The following is a 19,173-nucleotide window of genomic DNA, read 5'->3' on the forward strand; positions in this document are numbered from 1 at the left end:
GGGTACGCCATCATGACGAGGCAGGTCCGGCCGGTGTGACATTCAGGCTGGATTTTTTCGAAGGTGCTTTCCCGGCGCGTTCAATCGTCTTTGATCAGCACGATCTTCGCCGGATCGAAATCGATCCCGACCATCGTCCCTTCCGCCACGGCGGGTGTGACATCAGGCGATGTCGCGAACAGTTCGACCGCCGGATCGCTGATCGCGATGCGGTATTCCATGTGGTCGCCGAGATACGAGCTCTTGACCACCCGGCCCTTCATGGTGCCCGCTGGCTGGCCGGGCAAGATGCGCACGGCATTCGGGCGCACAGCGAGCATCGCCGGCCCCGGAGCGTTACCGCGACCCGGCATGTCGAGCAGCAAGGGTCCGACCTTGACCCTTGCACTGGTCGCATTGCTGGAAAGCACCTCGACGTCGAGCAGATTGGCGTCGCCCATGAAGTCGGCGATGAAGCGGTTGGTCGGCTCGTTGTAGAGGTCGCGCGGCGTGCCGTCCTGGGCGACGCGAGCGGCGTTCATGACGATGATGCGGTCGGAGACGGCGAGCGCCTCTTCCTGGTCATGCGTGACATAGACCATGGTCAGTGCCAGATCCTGCTGCAGGCCGCGGATTTCGTCGCGCACCCGCCGGCGCAGCTTGGCGTCGAGATTGGACAGCGGCTCGTCGAACAACAGCACCTTCGGCTCCAGCACGATAGCGCGCGCCACCGCGACGCGCTGCTGCTGGCCGCCGGACAATTCGCTCGGCTGGCGTTTCTCGTAGCCGGACAGGCCGACAAGCGACAGCTTTTCGGCGGCGCGCTCGGCTGCCTGCGCCTTGCCAAGCCCCATCGCCCGCAGGCCGTAGCTAACATTCTCCATCACGTTCATATGCGGAAACAGCGCATAGGACTGGAACACCATGGAGACATCGCGCTCAGCGGCGGACAGCAAGGTGACGTCCTTGTCGTCGATCAGGATGCGCCCGGTGCTGGTCTGTTCCAGTCCGGCGATCAGCCGCAGCGTCGTCGTCTTGCCGCAACCCGAGGGCCCGAGCAGCGTCACCAGGCTGGCCGGCGCGATGTCGAAGCTGACATTGTCGACGGCGATCACCGCGCCGTATTTCTTGGTGACGCCCTCGAACCGCACGGCCGGCATGTCCGTGACAACCGGGGCAGCATTCTTCGCCGTCTGATCCACGCCGCTTCTCCCCATCAGATTGCCGCCACGACGGCTTCCGGACCCGCACGGCGCCGGCCGAGCCGGCGTTCGCCGACCAGCAGCTGGATGCCGATGAGGATGACCATCATGACAACGATCATCACCGCCGAATAGACAATCGCGATGCCGTATTCGCCGACATCTGCGCGCCCGACAATGTAGACCGTGGCGAGATTGAACCGGCCGCTCGCCAGGAAGATGACGGCGCTGACCGCCGTCACCGCGCGCACGAAACTGTAGATCATCGCGGTCACGATCGCCGGCTTCAGGATCGGCAGGATCACCCGCCGCAAGGTGGCGAAGGATCGCGCCCCAAGCGTCAGCGATGCCTCGTCCAGGCTCTTGTCGATCTGTCCGAGATTGGCGAGCCCGGCACGGATCGCCACCGGCATGTTGCGGAAGATGAAGGAGATCACGATGATCAGCCCGGTGCCGGTCAACTGCACCGGCGGCACGTTGAAGGCAAGGATATAGCTGACGCCGATCACCGTGCCGGGAATCGCAAAGCTCATCATCGCCAGGAATTCGAACATCGTGCGCCCGGCGAAACGCTGCCGGTCGAGCAGATAGGCCGTCAGGATGCCGAGCGCCGCGGTGAACGGCATCGCCACCAGCGCCAGGCCGATGGTCATCAGCAGCGACGGCCAGGCCGAGCCGCTGAAAAACCAGCCATTGACGCCTTTCTCGATCGAAAAGGCGGTGAGGAAATATTCGAGCGTCGGCGTGTTGTCGCGCCCGATCGATTGCACGAAACCGCCGCCCAGGATGATGCCGTAGACCACGATGGTCAGAACCAGCCACGGAACGACGGCGGCGTAGCAGCCGATCCGTAAGGCCTTGGGCAGCGTCGCCGGTACGCCGCCATCGCCCTTGCCTGCGACGGTGACGTAGCTGCGGCTGCCGATCCAGCGGCGCTGGATGACGAAGGCTGCCAGCGTGAACATCAACAGCACGATCGCCAGCACCGCCGCGCGGCCCTGGTCGTGCGCCGCACCGACCACTGCAAAGAAGATGTCGGTCGACAGCACGTTGAAGTTTCCGCCCAGCACCAGCGGATTGGCGAAATCGGCCATGCTCTCGATAAACGAAATCAGGAAGGCGCTGGCCAGCCCCGGCCGGATCAACGGCCAGGTGACGGTGCGAAACGTGCGCCAGCGGCTGGCGCGCAGGGTTTGTGATGCTTCCTCCATGCTTGGGCTGACCCCTTGCAGCACGCCGACCAGAACCAGGAAGGCGATCGGCGTGAAGGCCAGCACCTGCGCGATGGTGATGCCGGCCATGCCGTAGATCCAGCGGCTGCGCGGAATGCCGAGATGCATCGACATGAGGTTGGTGACGATGCCGGCGCGGCCGAACAGCAGGATCAGCGCCAGGCCGATGACAAAGGGCGGCGTGATGATCGGCAGGATGGACAGGCCGCGCAGCAGCCATTTGGCCGGCAGCTTGGTGCGAAGCGCAATCAGCGCCAGAGCCAGCCCAAGCGCCGTGCAGAAAAAGCCGACGAGGACTGCGATCGCCACCGTGTTCCACGCCACGCCGCAGGAGCCCTCGCCATAGAGGCAGCGCAGGCTCCATATGTTGGCGCTAAAGATCTTATCGAAGAACAGCGCCGGCACGACATTGCCGTCATTGTCCTTGATGGCCGAGGTGAGGATCGACAGCAGCGGATAGGCGACGAACAGGATCAGCGAAGCAATCACGATTGAGAGCGAGCCGACGACGAAACGGTCGCCCTTGCACCATCCCCGCGCGGCGAGCGCCTCGGCGATGAACATCAGCATCGCCACGGCATAGAGCGCCGCGCCCCAGCCAAGCCCCGGCTGCATCGGTCCCGGCGTGCCGGCGATCTGGGTAAGCAAGCCAAATCCCCAGCCCGAATGGATGATGGAAAAGCCTTCGATGGCCAGCCACAGCAGGCCCGCCGCGCCTGCAACCGCCAGGCTCTTGGGGTTATTGCGCGCCACCAGCCAGCTCGCCAGCAGAAGCGGCAGGACAAGCGGCAACAGCCAGGGCCGGCCACCGAGCGCCAGCATGATGACCGGCGTCGCATCCGCCGGCTGTGCCAGCCAGTCGAACGAAAGGAAGCCGCCTTCGACCTTGTACCAAGGCAAGAGCACGAAGCTCGCCCACGCGGCCATTACCCAGGGGAGCGCGCTGCGTCCAGGAGCGGAACTGACCATGGAACCGGCCGCGGCCATTCAATGTCTTTCTGTGCCAAAGGATGGTGCGCCGGCTGCCCCGAGGGGCAGCCGGCGATCAGATGCTAGAGTGAGCGCGAAAGAACGCGCTCAGCCGCCATTGCGGACCTCATCGGTGAACTTCTTCAACAGCCGCTTGCGTTCGGCCGACGAGCCGTATTTGGCGAAGTCGTAGTCGATCAGCTTGATCTTTGAGAGGTCCGGCGCCTCGGGCGGCACCGGCGTGGCGGTGTTCGACGGGATCTGGAAGCTGCCGTTCGGCGCCGCGAGCTTCTGCGCATCCGGGCTCAGCGCCCAGTCGTAGAATTTCTGCGCCTCTTCGGCATGCTTGGCGCCCGTCACGATGCTCATCGAACCGATCTCGAAGCCGGTGCCTTCGCAAGGCGACACCACCTTCACGGCAGGGTTCTGTTTCGCGGCATTGATCACGTCGTGCTGGAAGGAGATGCCGATCAGCGTCTCGCCCTTGCCGACGGCGAGCGCCGGCGCGGCCCCTGCCTTGGTGTATTCGGCGATGTTCTTGTTGAGCTGCTTGAGATAATCGAATGCCTTGTCCTCGCCCATCAGCTGGACGATGGTGGCAAGCATGGTCCAGGCCGTGCCCGATGAATTCGGGTCGGCCATCTCGATCTCGCCCTGGAATTCCGGCTTGACCAGATCGGCCCAGCACGCCGGTGCGGTCAGCCCGCGCTGCTTCAGATCTTCCTCATTATAGCCATAGCCGAGTGCACCGAGATAAATGCCGACCGTGCGGTTCTTCGACCTGTCGGCCTGCTTCAGCGCCCAGTCGCGCAAGTTTGCCAGTTGCGGCGACTTGTATTCCTGGGTGAGGCCCTCTTCCGCCGCCTGCAGATGCGGGTCGCCGGTGCCGCCCCACCAGATATCGGCTTGCGGATTGTCCTTCTCGGCCCGGAGGCGGGCGTAGATTTCGCCGGCGCTCATGCGGGTCATGTCGACGCTGACGCCCGTCTCCTTCTGGTAGGTGGTCGCCATCGCCCGGCACCAGGCCTCGTCGACGGCGCAATACATTGTGAGGCTGCGGTCGGCCGCCTGGGCGGCACTCGCCAATCCGAACATGGCCAGCGCCGCGCCAAGGCCAAGCCAGGCGGCGCGCAAGCCTTGCTTACTGTCAAATGTCTTCATCGATATTCCTCCCTGTCTTCTCACTGGAAACGATCTACCCGTCGTCGAGCGGCACTCCGATCACCTGGGACAATGTCGCCGCAACACCGGGTGCTGCCGCAAGCACGGGATTGCCCTTCGCCATGCCGTCGCCGTCGAGGAACCGGTTCACCCGGCCGCCGGCCTCCTCCACCAGCAGCAATCCGGCCAGGCAGTCCCACGAATTGATGTGCAGCTCGGCATAGGCATCCGAGCGGCCGTCGGCCACATAGGCCAGCCCAAGCGCTCCGGAGCCGGAGCGCCGCACATTGGCGCCGAGTGCCCAGACAAGGCTCACCTTGTCCAGATAGTCGCGATTGGGAATCCTGGGCGACCAGCCGAACTCGACAAAGGCGCGGTCGAACGCTTGCGTCGGCGACACATGGATCGGCGCGCCATTGCGCGTCGCGCCTTGCCCGCGACGGGCAAAGTACGTTTCGCCGACGGCCGGATTGGCAATGCCGCCGATCTCGCTGCGGCCGTCCTCGACGAAAGCTATCGAAATGCAGAAATGCGGAATACCGCGCATGAAATTGGCGGTGCCGTCGATCGGGTCGACGACCCACATGCGGGCAGAGCCGATGCCGCCGCCTTCCTCGCCCAAAAACCCGTCCTCCGGAAAAGCCTCTGCGAGCGTCGCGCGGATGTGCTCCTCGACCTTGCCGTCGGTTTCAGTGAGAAAATCCTGCGGGCCTTTCATCGCCACCGGCTGGACGGCGCCCTGCCGGGCATAGCCTTCCATCGCCAGTTGCCCGGCCGTGACAAGCAGTTTCCGGCAGACCTCGGCACGCCTGTCCATCTCGGCCTCGGACAGCCGGTCCGCCTTCGGATGCGCCGCCGCCCTGCTCATGCAGCCGGTCCGGACAGTCGCGCCCTCAATGCCGTCTTCGGCGAAATGGACAGGGTATTCCTCCGATGCCACTCTTGAGCCGGCTTGTATTGCACGGCTGTGCAAAGCTGTTGCATTCCGCCATGCCTGTCAAGTGCGGTGGGTGGCAATGGCAGAAGAGTTGCATTACATTGCACGGGCGTGCAAAGAATCACGAAAACAGCAGCGAGAGCGTTCGCTTGACGGTTCCGAGAATCCGCACCGGTTTTTCCAGCGCCCAGCAGGTTGCCGACCTCGCCGGGGTTTCGCGCTCGGCCGTGTCACGTACCTTCACGCCCGGCGCTTCCGTTTCCGGGGAAACCCGCGAGCGGGTGATGCTGGCGGCCGAGCAACTCGGCTATCACGTCAACCATCTGGCTCGCGGCCTGATGCGGGCCTCGACCGGCATTGTCTGCCTCATCGTTGCCGATGGCGACACGCCCTATCATGCCCGCCTGCAGAAGGCGCTGACCCAACATCTGCGGGACGCCGGCAAAATGGCCATGGTGTTCAACACCTCCGGCCCCAGCCACCATGTCGACCAGGCGCTGCGCAACACGCTGAACTATCGCGCCGATGCGAGCATCGTTCTGTCCGGCTCGCCGCCGCAGTTGCTGATCCGCACCTGTCTTGAGAACGGCCAGCGGCTGGTGCTGATCAATCGCGATGACCGCTTCGACGGCCCGCACAATATCGGTGTCGACAACGCTGCAGCCGCAGAGGCAGCGCTGCATGCCTTCATCCGGGCCGGCTGTACCCGCCCCGCTTTGGTGACCTCGGCTGCCGGCACGCCCAGCCTGCTCTCCCGCGAAACCGCCTTCCTTACCGCCGCGCAGAAGGAAGGGCTGGAGGTGACCGTGTGGCGCGAGGGCCGCACCGGCTATGCCACCGGAGCCGATGGCGCCAGGCGACTCTTTTCCGGCCGGCAGCGGCCGGATGCGGCGTTCTGCGTGACCGACCTGATTGCGTGCGGCTTTCTCGATGCGGCCCGCCACGAGTTCGGCATCAACGTACCCCGCGATCTCTGCGTCATCGGCTTTGACGACATTGAACAGGCCGACTGGGCCTCTTACCGGCTGACGACGTTCTCGCCGCCGATCGAGGAGATCGCCAGGCGCGCCGTGCGGCTCGCGACCGGCGCGCGGGAGGAGGCTGGCAGCCGCCTGATCTGCCATGCGCCCATGGTCTGGCGCAGCACGGTGAGGCCGGGCCAGGGCTGATGCGAAACATGTGTCGGTCAAGACGGGAAACGTACTGATGTCCAAGAAAAAGGCCAGGAAGACCCGCCAGGCGGCAAGACCGGTGGAGATAGCTGTAGGCCCCGAAATCCGGAGCATGATGCGCAAGTTCGGCCTGACCGAGGAAGAAGCACTGCGCATGATGCGCGAATGCGATGCCACCCTCTATGGCGCCAACTCCGGGCACGTGCAGCCAGGATCTTGACGGCCCGCCAGGCGCGAACGGAATTTTAATGTAAATCAAGCGTAATCCCGACCGTTAAAATGATGCGTATGTGTTGGGGTTGCGCATGCCGGAATATTCTTTCTTCATCCGCTCGATCCGGATCCGCTACATCTCGGGATTGCTCATCTTTGCGCTGGCTTCCACCGCGGTGATGTTTGCGCTCAATCGCGTCAATTCCTTCCGCCACGACATCGACGCGCTGAGCAGCAATCTCGTCGTCTTCACCCGCGACCTGCGCAACGCCTCCAGCTTTGCCGAAACCGCCAGCACGACCTGGCGCACCGAAACCCGTGACGGCCTTTCCGCCGCAGCGCGCGGCCATTCGCAACGCCTGACCAGCGAGATCGAAACACTGTCCGCGGAGTTGGCCGCGATCAAGCCGAGCCTGTCGGCCAAAACGCTGGACGAACTCTCGTCGGCCGCCGTCAACGGCGACCTGTTCTGGTCGTCGCGCGACATCGTGCGCAACTTCAACCTGATGTCGGCGGCGCAACAGACCGACGAATGGAGTTCGCGCGAAATCCTCAACCAGAACGACCTGTTCGTCCAGCCGATGCTGGTGCGTGTGCGTACCGCCATGGATGGCGAACGCCATCTGGCCGACGCCTCCAGCGACAGGCTGCTGTTGTGGGCAAGCGGCCTTCTGTTCGCGGTTCTTGCCATCGTTGCCCTCTGGATCTTCCGGCCGATGGAAAATGCGATCCGCCGCGCCTTCACCGAATCCGCCGCATCCTTGTTCAAGGCCGAAGCGGCCGACCGCGCCAAATCGGAATTCCTGGCCAATATGAGCCATGAGATCCGCACGCCGATGAATGGCGTGCTGGGCATGGCCGAACTGCTCGCCAAGACCGAGCTTAACGCGCGCCAGAAAACCTTCACCGAAGTCATCGTCAAGTCCGGCAATGCGCTGCTCACCATCATCAACGACATCCTCGATTTCTCCAAGATCAATGCCGGTCAGCTGACGCTCGATCCTGCACCCTTCCGGCTTGCCGAAGCGGTCGAGGACGTGGCCACACTGGTGTCGGCGCGCGTCGCCGAAAAGAACCTCGAGCTGATCGTGCGTGTCGACCCGCGCCTGCCTGCCCATGTCGTCGGCGATGCCGGACGGTTCCGTCAGATCGTCACCAATCTGCTCGGCAATGCGGTGAAGTTCACCGAGAAGGGCCATGTGCTGATCGATGTCGGCGGCGAGGTGGTCGACGGCATGGTCCAGCTCAAGGTCCGCGTCGAGGACACAGGCATCGGCATTCCTGCCGAGAAGCTCGAGAACGTGTTCGAGAAATTCGCGCAGGTCGACGGCTCGTCGACGCGCCGCCATGAAGGCACCGGCCTCGGCCTTGCCATCGCCGCCCGCCTCATCGACCTGATGGGCGGCAAGATCGGCGTCGAAAGCGAGATCGGCCGCGGCTCGGTGTTCTGGTTCGCCGTGCCGCTGCCGGCGCATCAGCAGGACACGCGCAACGAGGTCGTGCCGGTCGATGTCACCGGCGCCCGCGTGCTGGTCATCGACGACAACCCGGTCAACCGCGAGATCTTGCTGGAACAGCTCAGAAGCTGGAGCTTCGACTGCGCGGCCGCCGAAAGCGGCGCCGTCGGCCTCGCCTTTCTAGACCGGGCCAGCCAGCTCGGTGCTGCGGTCGACTGCATCATCCTCGACTACCAGATGCCCGGCATGAACGGCGCCGATGTCGCCAAGGCGATTTCCGCCGACAGCCGTCTCTCCGCCATCCCGGTGGTGCTGCTGACCTCCGTCGACCAGGTCGATTTCGGCAAGATGGTCATCGATTTCGGCATCGCCGCGCATCTCACCAAGCCGGCGCGCTCGGCCATCCTGCTCGGCACCGTCATCTCGGCCATCCAGAAAGCGCGGGCCCAGATCGGCAAGGCCCAGTTCGTTCGCGAGCCTGTTGTTCCGCAGGCGGCACCCGTGACGCTACCCGCCTTCACCGTCATTCGCGGCCCGGCAATTCCGGCGGCCACAGTGCCTGAATCGATCGCCACGCCAAACGGCCCGATCGATATTCTGATCGCCGAGGACAATGACGTGAACCAGCTGGTGTTCGGCCAAATCCTCAATGGGCTTGGCCTCAGCTACCGCATCGCCAGCAATGGCCGCACGGCCGTTGAGATGTACCGGGCGCTGCGGCCGAAGCTGATCCTCATGGACGTCTCCATGCCGGAGATGAACGGCTACGAGGCGACCCGCGCCATCCGGGCGGCGGAGGCAGCGAGTGGCAATCACACACCAATCATCGGCGTCACCGCTCACGCACTGAAGGGCGACCGCGACAAATGTATCGAGTCCGGAATGGACGACTATCTGCCCAAGCCGGTGTCGCCCGACCGCCTCGGCAGTAAGATCGGCACATGGCTCAGCGAAACGGTGGCGGTAAAGAGGGCTTGATCAAATCGCCGCGTCCAGACGATAGCGGTGCATCCAGTCGAGACTGGTCTCGTCGGAGAGCTTGGCGACGCCCGGCTTTACGTCGGCGGCATTCGGCGCCGGAACGCCCAGGGCCTTGCAGATGGATGACAATGCCGCTGCCGGATCGGCTGACAGGCGCTCATAGCCGATGCGCAGCGGGACGATCCCCTGCTCCGCGGACCAGACATTCCAGCCCGCGTCATAGGCTTCGAGTTCGGCAAGCTCGCGCTGGATCCGCTTGAAATCGTAGCGGGGTTCCTGCGGCGGTGCGACCCGCTCGATCTCGGTTCCGTCGGGCGCGATGTGCCAAAGCCCAGTCTGCTCGGCCTTGATCAGCGACACCGCCTGCGCCAGCTTGTTTTCGCGCGAAAGATGGATGTAGAGGATCCGGCCGAAGGCCTTTTCAAAGCGTGCTTTGTCCGATGGCAGGTCTGGGTAGATCCGGTCGAGGATGGCCGAGAGTTCACCCAGGTTTTCCCGCATCAGGCGCAAGCCGAAGACGCCTGTTCCGCCCCTTCCCGCGCTGATTGCCGCACCGAGATAGGCGACGTCGAAATCATGCGCGCTCATCGTCTCGGGATGCGGCAATTTCCACTCTTCGGCCCATTCCGCTTTGTCCTGCCGCCGGTAGAATGAGTGCGGATCGCCGGCTGTTTTCGTCGAGGCCAGAAGGCCGCACAGCAAGGTGCTTCCGGTTCTCGGCGTGCCGCAGATTATGTAGCCGTCAAGCATCTGGGACTCTGTCGCTTGTCATGGATTGGGCTAACCCCGCCAGGGCGCGGTGACACGCGCGCTTCGCGAAAGGCTCCAGTCTAGCCGCGCCGGAAGGGATAGAGGAATTGCTGCCAGTATCCGTTCGGAACGGGATGTCCGTGAATGCCGTAGCCGTTCGGCCAGCGCCCTTCGGGCATATGATGGGTGCCGAACAGCCGGTCGAGCAGCGGGAAATGGATGGCGAAATTTACGTCGATCGCTTCTTTTTCGAGGCCGTGATGCCAGTGGTGGTAACGCGGCGACACCAGCACCTTTTCGACTGGACCGAAACTGGTTCCGATGTTGGAATGGATGAACGACGAATAGACGTAGACGATCAATATATACGTCTGGATAGCCGATTCATCGAACCCCAGCACGAACATCGGGGTGGCCGTCAGGCTGCGCAGCACGATGATTTCCAGGAAATGCATGCGCGCACCGGCAATCCAGTCCATCGACTTGGCGGAATGGTGCACGGCATGGAACTTCCACAGCCAGGGAATGCGATGAAAGGCCCGATGCACCCAATACTGGGCAAGGTCGGTCAGGAACATTACCGCCATCAGTTGCACCAGCCACGGCAAGTCGTGGACCCAGGCGCGCACCGAACCAAGGGCGCCCTGTGCATTGACGAAGTTGGACGGCGCCAAGGTCAGGTAGGTCAAAATCTGCACCAGCAGCGATGAGACCAGATAGTAGAACAGGTCCTCGCGCCATTCGTCGCGGAACACGGTCTGATCCTTGTTGCGCGCGAAAAGACGTTCGAGCGGGACGAACAGCACACCCATGAACAAGGCGTTCAGGATGAAGAAATCGAGCCCGAAGAACACCCCGTCGATGTGCAGTTGATGGCGCACCGGAAGCATGCCGACCAGCGACGCCAGCAGCACAGTGAACATCGCTGCCGCGCCGAGCGTCTTTTGCCTGCGCAGCGTCATGCTGAGGATCGCCAGGATATAGCCGGAGATGAGGACGAAATAGAGCACCGGCTTGAAGAACAGCATCTGGTGGATGGGGGCCAGATCCGGCATCGATGTAAGCGACGGGTAGCGCAGCACGATGACCATCAGCAGGGCGGTGACCCCGGCAAGCAAGCCAATCGAGCCGGACAGCCAGCCAGAACCGAACGGCCGTTTGGCGCGCGGCGTTTCAAGTTCACCGACGACGCGTCTAAGGAAATTTGTCACCGGCATGATGTTCCCCCGTTAACGGCCTTCAAAAGGTCTCGCCGGAAATTTCCACCCGTCTTACTACAGCAGGGCTCATAAATATTTAATCGACACGACTTTGCAGGCCAGAGACGGCTATCGGCTTTTGGGGCAATTGGTAAAAGCTGCGATCGTGTCAAAGACACCGGCCACTATAGTCGGAATCTTTCCTGGATGCGACGGGCGCATTCAAGCGGCGTCAGCCGGCTGGTGTCGACTTCGAGGTCGTAGTCTATGCCCCTGTGGATGCGTCCATATTGCCAGCGCGCCAGACCGGGCAGCCTGTCGGCGCGCGCGGCCTCTCGCGCTTCCAGCACCTCCAGCGGCGCCATGACGCCGACCAGATGCAGGTCAAAGCTCGACAGCAACTCGACATACTCCGCTATCTCGTCATTGAAGATCACGTCGTCGACGATGAGATTGTTGCCTTGCCCGGCCATGGCGGCGATGGCATGGCGCATGCCGCGCATGGTTCGTGCGCCGACCGGTCCGCTCCTGATCACCACCGACGGCCTGCCGTCCTCCAGCACCGTCTCAAAGGAAAACCCGTCGGCATGATCCTGCAGCGCCGGCGGCAGCATGTCGATGAAAGCATCCATCTGGACATGCAGGAAGGGCTCGGTGGCGATCGTTTGCAGCGCCCTGGCGATCGAGCTTTTGCCGGCGCTGCCGACGCCATTAAGCAGGACGATTTTGGCCGTCATGTCGCCCCCTCGGCCTATCGGTTGCGCACGACGATACAGGCGCCGCCGACGCTTTGCAGTTTCTGGCAGATGACGTTGGCGGCGGCACGGTCGTCGACGCCGATCCTGACGGCGTAGATGCCGCGTCGGCCGATCGGCGTGCGCACCCGGCTGACCACCGGGTCACGACCGGAAAGCAGCGCCGGAAACCGGCTCCTGACCCTCAGCCACTGATTGATCGCCGCGCCCCTGCGGAAATTGCCGGCCACCTGGACGCCCCATGGCTTCACATTGATCGACGCCATCGCCACGGTTCTCGACATGATCACCGGCAGCTTGCGGCAGGCGACGGCAAAGCTGGTTTTCGCGTCGAGCGGCTCGACCGTCCCGGCGTAAGCGCTGTCGGAAAACTTGTCGACGGGTTCGCCCATGACGTCGAAGACATAGCTCTCTGTCTCCATCGGCAGGAAGCCGCCCGAACCCAGCCAGCGCGACACCCGGTTCTCGCCGGCATTGTAGGCGGCCGCCGCCAGGCCGAGATTGCCGTAGGCGAGCTTCATCTCGCCGAGATATTTCGCCGAAGCCGGGATCGCCTGGTCGATGTCGAAAGGATCCGCCAGCCCGCGCATCTTGGCGGTGCCCGGCATGAACTGGGCGATGCCTTCGGCACCGACCGGGCTAACCGCATTGGGATCGAAGCGGCTTTCTTTCCAGATCAGCCGGGCGAAGTAATCCTTCGGCAGGCCGTTCCGCTCGGCATGCGTCTCGATCAGGTCACAGACACGGCCAATCAATCGTTTCGCCGCCGAGCGCGATTGCGGTGGATCGGCGAGCGCCTGTCCGGCACCCAGCCCGCAGAGCAGGATCACACCGGCTTTGAGCAGCCCCCGCATGGCTTATTCGGCCGCAGCCTTGCCGTGTTGGCCAAACCGCTGCTCGATATAGTCGGCAACCATCTTCTCGAAATCGGCGGCGATCGACGGACCGCGCAGCGTCGCCGACTTCTTGCCGTCGACGAAGACGGGTGCGGTCGGCGTCTCGCCGGTGCCGGGCAGCGATATGCCGATATCGGCGTGCTTGGATTCGCCGGGGCCGTTGACGATGCAGCCCATCACCGCGACCTTGAGGTTCTCGACGCCGGGATATTTCTCCCGCCAGACCGGCATGTTCTTGCGCAAATCGGCCTGGATGTTCTGGGCGAGCTCCTGGAACACGGTGGAGGTCGTGCGACCGCAGCCGGGGCAAGCGGCGACGATCGGCACGAACTGACGGAAGCCCATGGTCTGCAGCAGTTCCTGCGAGACCTGCACCTCACGCGTGCGATCGCCATTCGGCTCCGGCGTCAGCGAGATGCGGATGGTGTCGCCAATGCCTTGCTGCAAGAGGATGCCCATGGCAGCCGACGAGGCGACGATGCCCTTGGATCCCATGCCGGCTTCGGTGAGGCCAAGATGCAGCGCATGGTTGGAACGCGTGGCAAGCTCGGTATAGACCGCGATCAAATCCTGCACGCCGCTGACCTTGGCCGACAGGATGATCTTTTCGCGGGCGAGGCCTATCTCTTCGGCCATTTCGGCCGACAGGATGGCCGACTGCACGATCGCCTCGCGGGTTACTTCCTGCGCCGTCAGCGGGAAGCCTTGGCTCTGGTTCTCGTCCATCAGCCGGGTGAGCAACTCCTGATCGAGCGACCCCCAATTGACGCCGATGCGCACCGGCTTGTCGTATCTGATCGCCATTTCGACGATCGCTGCGAACTGGCGGTCCTTCTTGTCCTTGAAGCCGACATTGCCGGGATTGATGCGGTATTTGGCCAGCGCCTCGGCGCAGGCTGGATGGTCGGCCAGCAGCTTGTGCCCGATATAGTGGAAGTCGCCGACCAGCGGCACATTGATGCCGAGCCGCTCGAGCCGTTCGCGGATGCGCGGCACGGCGGCGGCGCTCTCGTCACGATCGACGGTGATGCGCACGATCTCGGAGCCAGCGCGATGCAAAGCCGCAACCTGCGCGACGGTCTGGTCGATATCGGCCGTGTCGGTGTTGGTCATCGACTGCACGACGACCGGCGCGCCGCCGCCGACGACCACGCCGCCGACATCGACGCCGACCGATGTCCGGCGCGCAAAGGGGGAGGAAAAATACCCGGTCATGCCGGCAGCCTCTTGATCACCCGAGCGACACACGTCCACGTCGACGCACGCTCAATCAGCTATCAGCGCATAGCGCTGAGGTTCGGGCATGAGGTGGAGGAGCAAAGATGGCTTGTCAATGGCGACAGACAAGCAGAGCCGCCAAATCGCAGCAGCGCGGCGACCCCACAGACGGGTTTCGCCGGCCAACAGTATGGGAATTAGTAGCAAAAACAGGCCTCCGGCGGCATGTCGCCACCGGAGCGATAGTCACGCGCCAAGGCGGCGCGTCTAATCCTGGAAGGGCGTCAGTGTCTCGTCGGTTTCGCCTTCAGTTTTTCAATCTCGTCCTTGAGTGCCAGCTTGCGTCGCTTCAGATTCACGATTTCGAGGTCGTCGACCGATGGATGGTTCATCGCATCGTCGATCTCGCGTTCGATATCACCGTGTTTCCGCTGCAACTCATCAAGATGGGATGCAAGAGACATGATTGGTTCTCCCTTTCATGGTTTCCTCGATTGCAGCCGTCAAAGGCACGTCCACCGCAGGTCGCATCTGTGACGGCACCATGACAGTCTGCCACCATCCGGCTGCGATGTCGAATGCTGCGTGGTAGCATTCCACGACAATGTGATATGTGATATTGGCTGCGCGCCGGCGGCAATTGATGCCGCCCCCGCCCAATCATGCCCATTGCCGGGCGCCGCAGACATGCAGACGGTAGAGAATGTCCGACCAGGAAAAGGCCGATGTCCGCCTCGAATTTTCCCGCCTGAAGCAGGAGCATGCCGATTTCGACGCGGCCATCAATGCGATGATCGCCATGGGCTGCGACCCCTTGCAGATCCAGCGCATGAAGAAGAAGAAGCTTTTCCTCAAGGACCGGCTGATGGCGCTGGAAGACAAGATCATTCCGGACATCATCGCTTAGCCGACGGCCTCGGGGCCTAACTGCTCACCCCGCTATCGACAGCCGCGCCGCGCGATGGCGCAGCAACGTCAGCAATTCGTCGGTCTTCTCCGCTGAAGTGTCGATCGGCACCACCAGGCACATCGTCGCCTCGACCTTGCCGGCGGCCGCGAAGACAGGGGCGGCCAGGCATTTGGTGTAGGCGTCGACCAGCCCCGAAGTGATGCAATAGCCGGTCGTTCTGGCCGTCGCGATATCGGCAACGAAGTCGTCGAACTGCAGCCTGCGGCCGTCGGGCAGCAAAAGGTCGTCTTCCGAGACCATGTCCTGGATGGCGGCCCTTTCCAATCCGGCCAGAAGCAGCCGCCCCGATGCCGTCCATGGCAGCGGGATCTGCAGGCCGGTGGCCGAGCTGATGCGGAACGGCCTGGTGCCGGGGCTGGAATGGACGATGGTATAGCGCCCGCTTTGCAGCATGCACAATTCGGAGGTCTCGCCGGTCTCGCGCGACAGATTGTCGACCTCCTGCCGGCCCCGCCTAAGCAGGTCGTTGCCCCTGACATAGTCCATTCCATAGAGGTAGAGCTTCTTGCCGAAATAGACCCGGTTGCCGTCGCCCTCCATCTCCAGGAGACCCGCATCGACCAGCGAACGCACCAGCGTATAGGTGGTGGAGCGCGGCGCATTCACCCCCTTGGCGAGATCGCCAATGCCGATGGCGCGCTGCGTAACATGCAGGAAGTCCAGGATCTCCAGCACCCGGTTGAGGCCCTTCTCGCGCGAGCCGGAGGTCTTGTCGGGCGTCGGGCTCCCGGCTGGACCAAGCTCCGCCCGATCCGTGAGTCCATTGCTGTCTTGCATAACTGATTCCTGATGTTAGTATCTGTCTTGTATAGGATACATGTGTCTATTGTAAGAGACAATCAGGTCGGCGACACGTGTGTCTGTAAGGGGAACTCAAACAACAGGAGGTCGCAGTGAACGACGCATCCAAGCGAGATTTTCTGAAACTAGGCATGGCCGGGCTTGCAACGGCGGGCGTGATGACCGCTGTCAGCGCCGAAAAGGCGGCGGCACAAGCCGCATCCGACAGCGTTCTGCGCACCGCGCTTGACCGCGGCAAGCTGATCGTCGGCACCGGCAGCACCAACGCGCCATGGCATTTCGAAAACGATGCCGGCGAGCTGGTCGGCATGGACATCACCATGGGCCGCATCCTGGCCAAGGGTCTGTTCGACGATCCGAGCAAGGTCGAGTTCGTCATGCAAGATCCGGCGCAGCGCATCCCCAATGTCACCACCAACAAGGTCGACATTACCATCCAGTTCATGACCATGACCGCGCAGCGCTCGCAGCTGATCCACTTCTCCAGGCCATACTATGTCGAGGGCGTCGCCCTGCTGACGCTGCCGACCGCGGAAAACAAGACCTTCGACAAGCTGCTCGCCGGCGGTTCGGCGACGCGCATCTCGATCCTGCAGAATGTCGACGCCGAAAGCTCGGTCCATTACGCCCTGCCGGAGGCGCAGGTGCTGCAGATCGACACCCAGGCCAATGTGCTGCAGGCACTGGAATCGAAACGCGCCGATGCCGCCGCTGTCGATCTTTCAACCGTGCGCTGGCTGGCCTCGCGCAACCCCGACAAATATTTCGATGCCGGCAAGAGCTGGTACTCGATGCTCTACGGCGCGGCGGTCAGGCAGGGCGACCTGGACTGGCTGACCTTCGTCAACCAGACCTTCACCATCGCCATGTTCGGCCATGAGACCGCACTCTACGACGCCGCCTTCAAGGACTATTTCGGCCAGGAGCCGCCGGCCCGCCATCCGGGTTTCCCGGTTGTCTGACAAGTGCTGGCGGAAGGGTTAGCCCTTCTGCCTTCTAGTTCGCATCCCCTTGGTTATTGCGGGAGACGCATGGGCTATACGCTCAACTTCAACCTGATCTGGCGGCATTTCGACAAGCTGTGGGGCGGCCTTCTGCTCAGCCTCGAGCTTGCCGTGATTTCGATTGCCATCGGCGTCGTCATCGGCCTGATGCTGGCGGTCTGGTATGTCTCGGCCGGACGCGTGGTGCGCGCCATCATTGCGGCTTACGTCGAATTCATCCGCAACGTGCCGCTGATCCTGCTCGTCTATCTCGTCTTCTACGGCCTGCCGACGGTGATCGACGTCGCCTACGACGCGCCGACCTCGTTCGTGCTGACGCTGTCGGTCTATAGCGGCGCCTATCTGGTCGAGGTGTTCCGCTCCGGCCTGGAAGCCGTGCCGCGCGGCCAACTCGATGCCGGCAAGGCGATCGGGCTGACGCCTTGGCAGCGGTTGGTTCACGTGCGCCTGCCGACCATGCTGCGCATCACGCTGCCGGCGCTGTCCAACACCTTCATCTCGCTTTTCAAGGACACGTCGATCGCCTCGGTGATCTCGGTGCCCGAGCTCACCTTCGGCGCCCAGTGGATCAACTTCAACACCTTCCGCATCGTCGAGGTCTATCTGGTGACGACGGCGATGTACCTGGTGACCGGTTACACCCTGCTCTTCGGGCTGCGGCTGGTCGAACGCCGGTTCAGGGCTGCGCGCTGACATGCTGAGCCAGATCCTCTACGCCGTACCGTTCCTCGCCCAGGGCTTCGCCATCACTTTGTGGGTGTCGCTGCTGGTCGTGGTGCTGTCGCTGATTGCCGGCGTCGCGCTCGGCGTCGGCCTAGTCTACGGCCCGGCGCCGCTGCGCTGGGCCGTGCGCATCTTCTCCGACACCATCCGCGGCATCCCGATCCTGGTGCTGATGTTCTTCGTCTATTACGGCCTGCCGGCCATCGGCCTGCATCTGCAATCCTTCTCGGCGGCGGTGCTGGCGCTCACCTTGTTCAAGACCGCGCAGGTCATTGAGTATCTCCGCGGCGCCGTCGGCTCCATTCCCAAAGGGCAGTCCGAGGCGGCGATGGCGATTGGGCTGACCTTCCGCCAGCGGCTCACCTACGTCATCTTTCCGCAGGCCTTCCGGCGCTTCCTGCCGCCCTGGATCAACGGCGTCACCGATGCGGTCAAGGGCAGCGCCCTGGTCTCGCTGCTCGGCATCACCGACCTGATGCAGGCGATCAACCAGGTCATCGGCCGCACCTATGAGGCGATGCCGCTCTACATCCTCGGCGCCTTGATCTATTTCGCCGTCAACTATGCGCTTTCCTACGCCAGCCGGCGGCTGGAACGGCGCTTTGCCTTCATCCGGGACTAGCACGATGGCCACAAGCTCGAACGACAATGCTGCCCTTCTCGACATTGCCGGGGTCTCGAAAGCCTTTGGTTCGGTCGAGGTGCTTCGCTCGGTCAGCCTCAAGGTGGACAGGGGCGAGGTGGTCACCGTCATCGGCCCTTCCGGCAGCGGCAAAACCACCCTGCTGCGCTGCGTCAACTTTCTCGAAAGCTACGACTCAGGCTCGATCCGCATCGACGGCAAGGAGGTCGGTTTTCGTGAGGCCGGCGCGCGCCAGCGGCGCAGCGAGCGCGACCTTGCCAAGCGCAGCGAGCGCGACCTTGCCAATATGCGCGCCGAAACCGGCATGGTGTTCCAGAGCTTCAACCTGTTTCCGCACCTCACCGCCGCCGGCAACATCATGCTCGGCCTCACCAAGGTGCGCGGCAAGAGCAAGGCCGAGGCGCGCCAGATCGCCGAGCATTGGCTGAGCCGCGTCGGCCTCGCCCACAAGGCCGACAGCCTGCCGGCGGAACTCTCCGGGGGCCAGCAGCAGCGCGTCGGCATAGCGCGGGCAGTCGCCATGGAGCCGAAGATCCTGCTGCTCGACGAGATCACCTCCGCGCTCGATCCCGAATTGGTCGGCGAGGTGCTGGCCGTTGTGCGCAGCCTGGCCGAAGACGGCATGACAATGGTGATGGTCACGCACGAGATGGCCTTTGCCCGCGACGCTTCGAGCCGCATTGTCTTCATGGCCGATGGCGGTGTCAGCGCTGTTGGCCCGCCGAAGGAGATCCTTGCCGAAGAGACCACCAATGAGCGCCTGCGCTCTTTCCTGGCGCGGTTCCGCGCCTCGCATTTCTGACATGGGCGGCCCAAAGCAATTCCAGGAAAAGTGTAAGCGGTTTTCCCGGGAAAAGCGCGAAGCGCTTTCCCTTGGGAATTGCGTAAAACAACAGGCCGGCCCAAGGAGA

The 19,173-nt window shown here is 63.2% G+C and carries 19 protein-coding genes; 8 read left to right on the plus strand and 11 right to left on the minus strand.

What is annotated here, in order from left to right; all coding sequences use genetic code 11:
• Positions 1-80 precede the first annotated feature (80 nt).
• The 4 genes from NLY37_RS20325 to NLY37_RS20340 form a co-directional block, all read right to left on the minus strand.
• The gene (locus NLY37_RS20325) at positions 81-1,139 is read right to left on the minus strand and encodes an ABC transporter ATP-binding protein (RefSeq protein WP_023754132.1); all 1,059 of its coding nucleotides are present in this window, start codon (positions 1,137-1,139) and stop codon (positions 81-83) included.
• A 56-nt stretch (positions 1,140-1,195) separates the two neighbouring features.
• Entirely contained in the window at positions 1,196-3,400 is a 2,205-nt protein-coding gene (locus NLY37_RS20330; RefSeq protein WP_245270995.1) for an ABC transporter permease, read from the minus strand.
• Positions 3,401-3,490: 90 nt separating this feature from the next.
• Complete coding sequence (locus NLY37_RS20335) at positions 3,491-4,516, minus strand: ABC transporter substrate-binding protein (protein ID WP_023748323.1); 1,026 nt, start codon at positions 4,514-4,516, stop codon at positions 3,491-3,493.
• Positions 4,517-4,577: 61 nt separating this feature from the next.
• Positions 4,578-5,411, minus strand: a complete 834-nt coding sequence (locus tag NLY37_RS20340; protein ID WP_050588451.1) for an inositol monophosphatase family protein — start codon at positions 5,409-5,411, stop codon at positions 4,578-4,580.
• Positions 5,412-5,629: 218 nt separating this feature from the next.
• Between NLY37_RS20340 and NLY37_RS20345 the strand changes: the two genes are divergently transcribed.
• The 3 genes from NLY37_RS20345 to NLY37_RS20355 all read left to right on the plus strand — a co-directional run bounded on the left by NLY37_RS20345 (position 5,630) and on the right by NLY37_RS20355 (position 9,300).
• Positions 5,630-6,649: a LacI family DNA-binding transcriptional regulator gene (locus NLY37_RS20345; RefSeq protein ID WP_031195645.1), complete on the plus strand. Its 1,020-nt coding sequence runs from the start codon at positions 5,630-5,632 to the stop codon at positions 6,647-6,649.
• Between the two features lie 37 nt (positions 6,650-6,686).
• Positions 6,687-6,872 carry a hypothetical protein gene (locus tag NLY37_RS20350; RefSeq protein WP_023684018.1) on the plus strand — a complete coding sequence of 62 codons (186 nt, stop codon included), beginning with the start codon at positions 6,687-6,689 and terminating at the stop codon, positions 6,870-6,872.
• Positions 6,873-6,957: 85 nt separating this feature from the next.
• A complete protein-coding gene (locus NLY37_RS20355; RefSeq protein ID WP_023742775.1) occupies positions 6,958-9,300 on the plus strand; it encodes a response regulator in 2,343 nt (780 codons plus the stop codon).
• Here the strand turns inward: NLY37_RS20355 and NLY37_RS20360 are convergent, their stop codons facing one another.
• From NLY37_RS20360 to NLY37_RS20385, 6 genes are all read right to left on the minus strand, one after another.
• Positions 9,301-10,053, minus strand: coding sequence for a Stf0 family sulfotransferase (locus NLY37_RS20360; protein WP_023742774.1), 753 nt, complete (start codon positions 10,051-10,053; stop codon positions 9,301-9,303). It abuts the gene before it with no gap.
• 80 nt (positions 10,054-10,133) lie between these two features.
• On the minus strand, positions 10,134-11,270 hold the full coding sequence (locus tag NLY37_RS20365) for a sterol desaturase family protein (RefSeq protein WP_023742773.1): 1,137 nt from the start codon (positions 11,268-11,270) through the stop codon (positions 10,134-10,136).
• Between the two features lie 167 nt (positions 11,271-11,437).
• Positions 11,438-11,989, minus strand: coding sequence for a chloramphenicol phosphotransferase CPT family protein (locus NLY37_RS20370; RefSeq protein WP_023742772.1), 552 nt, complete (start codon positions 11,987-11,989; stop codon positions 11,438-11,440).
• 14 nt (positions 11,990-12,003) lie between these two features.
• Complete coding sequence (locus tag NLY37_RS20375) at positions 12,004-12,861, minus strand: lytic transglycosylase domain-containing protein (RefSeq protein ID WP_023742771.1); 858 nt, start codon at positions 12,859-12,861, stop codon at positions 12,004-12,006.
• 3 nt (positions 12,862-12,864) lie between these two features.
• Positions 12,865-14,118, minus strand: a complete 1,254-nt coding sequence (gene ispG, locus NLY37_RS20380; protein ID WP_023742770.1) for a flavodoxin-dependent (E)-4-hydroxy-3-methylbut-2-enyl-diphosphate synthase — start codon at positions 14,116-14,118, stop codon at positions 12,865-12,867.
• Between the two features lie 287 nt (positions 14,119-14,405).
• On the minus strand, positions 14,406-14,585 hold the full coding sequence (locus NLY37_RS20385; RefSeq protein WP_023684024.1) for a YdcH family protein: 180 nt from the start codon (positions 14,583-14,585) through the stop codon (positions 14,406-14,408).
• Positions 14,586-14,824: 239 nt separating this feature from the next.
• Here NLY37_RS20385 and NLY37_RS20390 point away from each other — a divergent pair, with 239 nt between their 5' ends.
• Entirely contained in the window at positions 14,825-15,028 is a 204-nt protein-coding gene (locus tag NLY37_RS20390; protein ID WP_023673103.1) for a YdcH family protein, read from the plus strand.
• A 24-nt stretch (positions 15,029-15,052) separates the two neighbouring features.
• On the opposite strand, the gene NLY37_RS20395 is transcribed toward NLY37_RS20390, so the two are convergent.
• A complete protein-coding gene (locus NLY37_RS20395) occupies positions 15,053-15,868 on the minus strand; it encodes an IclR family transcriptional regulator (RefSeq protein ID WP_023698476.1) in 816 nt (271 codons plus the stop codon).
• Positions 15,869-16,023: 155 nt separating this feature from the next.
• Between NLY37_RS20395 and NLY37_RS20400 the strand changes: the two genes are divergently transcribed.
• From NLY37_RS20400 to NLY37_RS20415, 4 genes are all read left to right on the plus strand, one after another.
• Positions 16,024-16,854: a transporter substrate-binding protein gene (locus tag NLY37_RS20400; RefSeq protein ID WP_023673105.1), complete on the plus strand. Its 831-nt coding sequence runs from the start codon at positions 16,024-16,026 to the stop codon at positions 16,852-16,854.
• Positions 16,855-16,923: 69 nt separating this feature from the next.
• The gene (locus NLY37_RS20405) at positions 16,924-17,589 is read left to right on the plus strand and encodes an amino acid ABC transporter permease (RefSeq protein WP_023673106.1); all 666 of its coding nucleotides are present in this window, start codon (positions 16,924-16,926) and stop codon (positions 17,587-17,589) included.
• Position 17,590: 1 nt separating this feature from the next.
• Positions 17,591-18,241 carry an amino acid ABC transporter permease gene (locus tag NLY37_RS20410; RefSeq protein ID WP_023684027.1) on the plus strand — a complete coding sequence of 217 codons (651 nt, stop codon included), beginning with the start codon at positions 17,591-17,593 and terminating at the stop codon, positions 18,239-18,241.
• A 4-nt stretch (positions 18,242-18,245) separates the two neighbouring features.
• Entirely contained in the window at positions 18,246-19,064 is an 819-nt protein-coding gene (locus NLY37_RS20415; protein WP_023698474.1) for an amino acid ABC transporter ATP-binding protein, read from the plus strand.
• The last annotated feature ends 109 nt before the right edge of the window (positions 19,065-19,173 follow it).

The organism is Mesorhizobium sp. C395A, assembly GCF_030323205.1.
Lineage (GTDB): Bacteria > Pseudomonadota > Alphaproteobacteria > Rhizobiales > Rhizobiaceae > Mesorhizobium.

Excerpts from the sequence above, each read along its gene's own strand:
- NLY37_RS20400 (WP_023673105.1), top strand. The coding sequence starts at position 16,024 with ATGGCCGGGCTTGCAACGGCGGGCGTGATGACCGCTGTCAGCGCCGAA.
- NLY37_RS20405 (WP_023673106.1), top strand. The coding sequence starts at position 16,924 with ATGGGCTATACGCTCAACTTCAACCTGATCTGGCGGCATTTCGACAAG.
- NLY37_RS20330 (WP_245270995.1), bottom strand. The coding sequence starts at position 3,400 with ATGGCCGCGGCCGGTTCCATGGTCAGTTCCGCTCCTGGACGCAGCGCG.
- ispG (WP_023742770.1), bottom strand. The coding sequence starts at position 14,118 with ATGACCGGGTATTTTTCCTCCCCCTTTGCGCGCCGGACATCGGTCGGC.
- NLY37_RS20415 (WP_023698474.1), top strand. The coding sequence starts at position 18,246 with ATGGCCACAAGCTCGAACGACAATGCTGCCCTTCTCGACATTGCCGGG.
- NLY37_RS20390 (WP_023673103.1), top strand. The coding sequence starts at position 14,825 with ATGTCCGACCAGGAAAAGGCCGATGTCCGCCTCGAATTTTCCCGCCTG.
- NLY37_RS20355 (WP_023742775.1), top strand. The coding sequence starts at position 6,958 with ATGCCGGAATATTCTTTCTTCATCCGCTCGATCCGGATCCGCTACATC.
- NLY37_RS20410 (WP_023684027.1), top strand. The coding sequence starts at position 17,591 with ATGCTGAGCCAGATCCTCTACGCCGTACCGTTCCTCGCCCAGGGCTTC.
- NLY37_RS20360 (WP_023742774.1), bottom strand. The coding sequence starts at position 10,053 with ATGCTTGACGGCTACATAATCTGCGGCACGCCGAGAACCGGAAGCACC.
- NLY37_RS20370 (WP_023742772.1), bottom strand. The coding sequence starts at position 11,989 with ATGACGGCCAAAATCGTCCTGCTTAATGGCGTCGGCAGCGCCGGCAAA.
- NLY37_RS20325 (WP_023754132.1), bottom strand. The coding sequence starts at position 1,139 with ATGCCGGCCGTGCGGTTCGAGGGCGTCACCAAGAAATACGGCGCGGTG.
- NLY37_RS20340 (WP_050588451.1), bottom strand. The coding sequence starts at position 5,411 with ATGAGCAGGGCGGCGGCGCATCCGAAGGCGGACCGGCTGTCCGAGGCC.
- NLY37_RS20385 (WP_023684024.1), bottom strand. The coding sequence starts at position 14,585 with ATGTCTCTTGCATCCCATCTTGATGAGTTGCAGCGGAAACACGGTGAT.
- NLY37_RS20365 (WP_023742773.1), bottom strand. The coding sequence starts at position 11,270 with ATGCCGGTGACAAATTTCCTTAGACGCGTCGTCGGTGAACTTGAAACG.
- NLY37_RS20375 (WP_023742771.1), bottom strand. The coding sequence starts at position 12,861 with ATGCGGGGGCTGCTCAAAGCCGGTGTGATCCTGCTCTGCGGGCTGGGT.
- NLY37_RS20350 (WP_023684018.1), top strand. The coding sequence starts at position 6,687 with ATGTCCAAGAAAAAGGCCAGGAAGACCCGCCAGGCGGCAAGACCGGTG.
- NLY37_RS20395 (WP_023698476.1), bottom strand. The coding sequence starts at position 15,868 with ATGCAAGACAGCAATGGACTCACGGATCGGGCGGAGCTTGGTCCAGCC.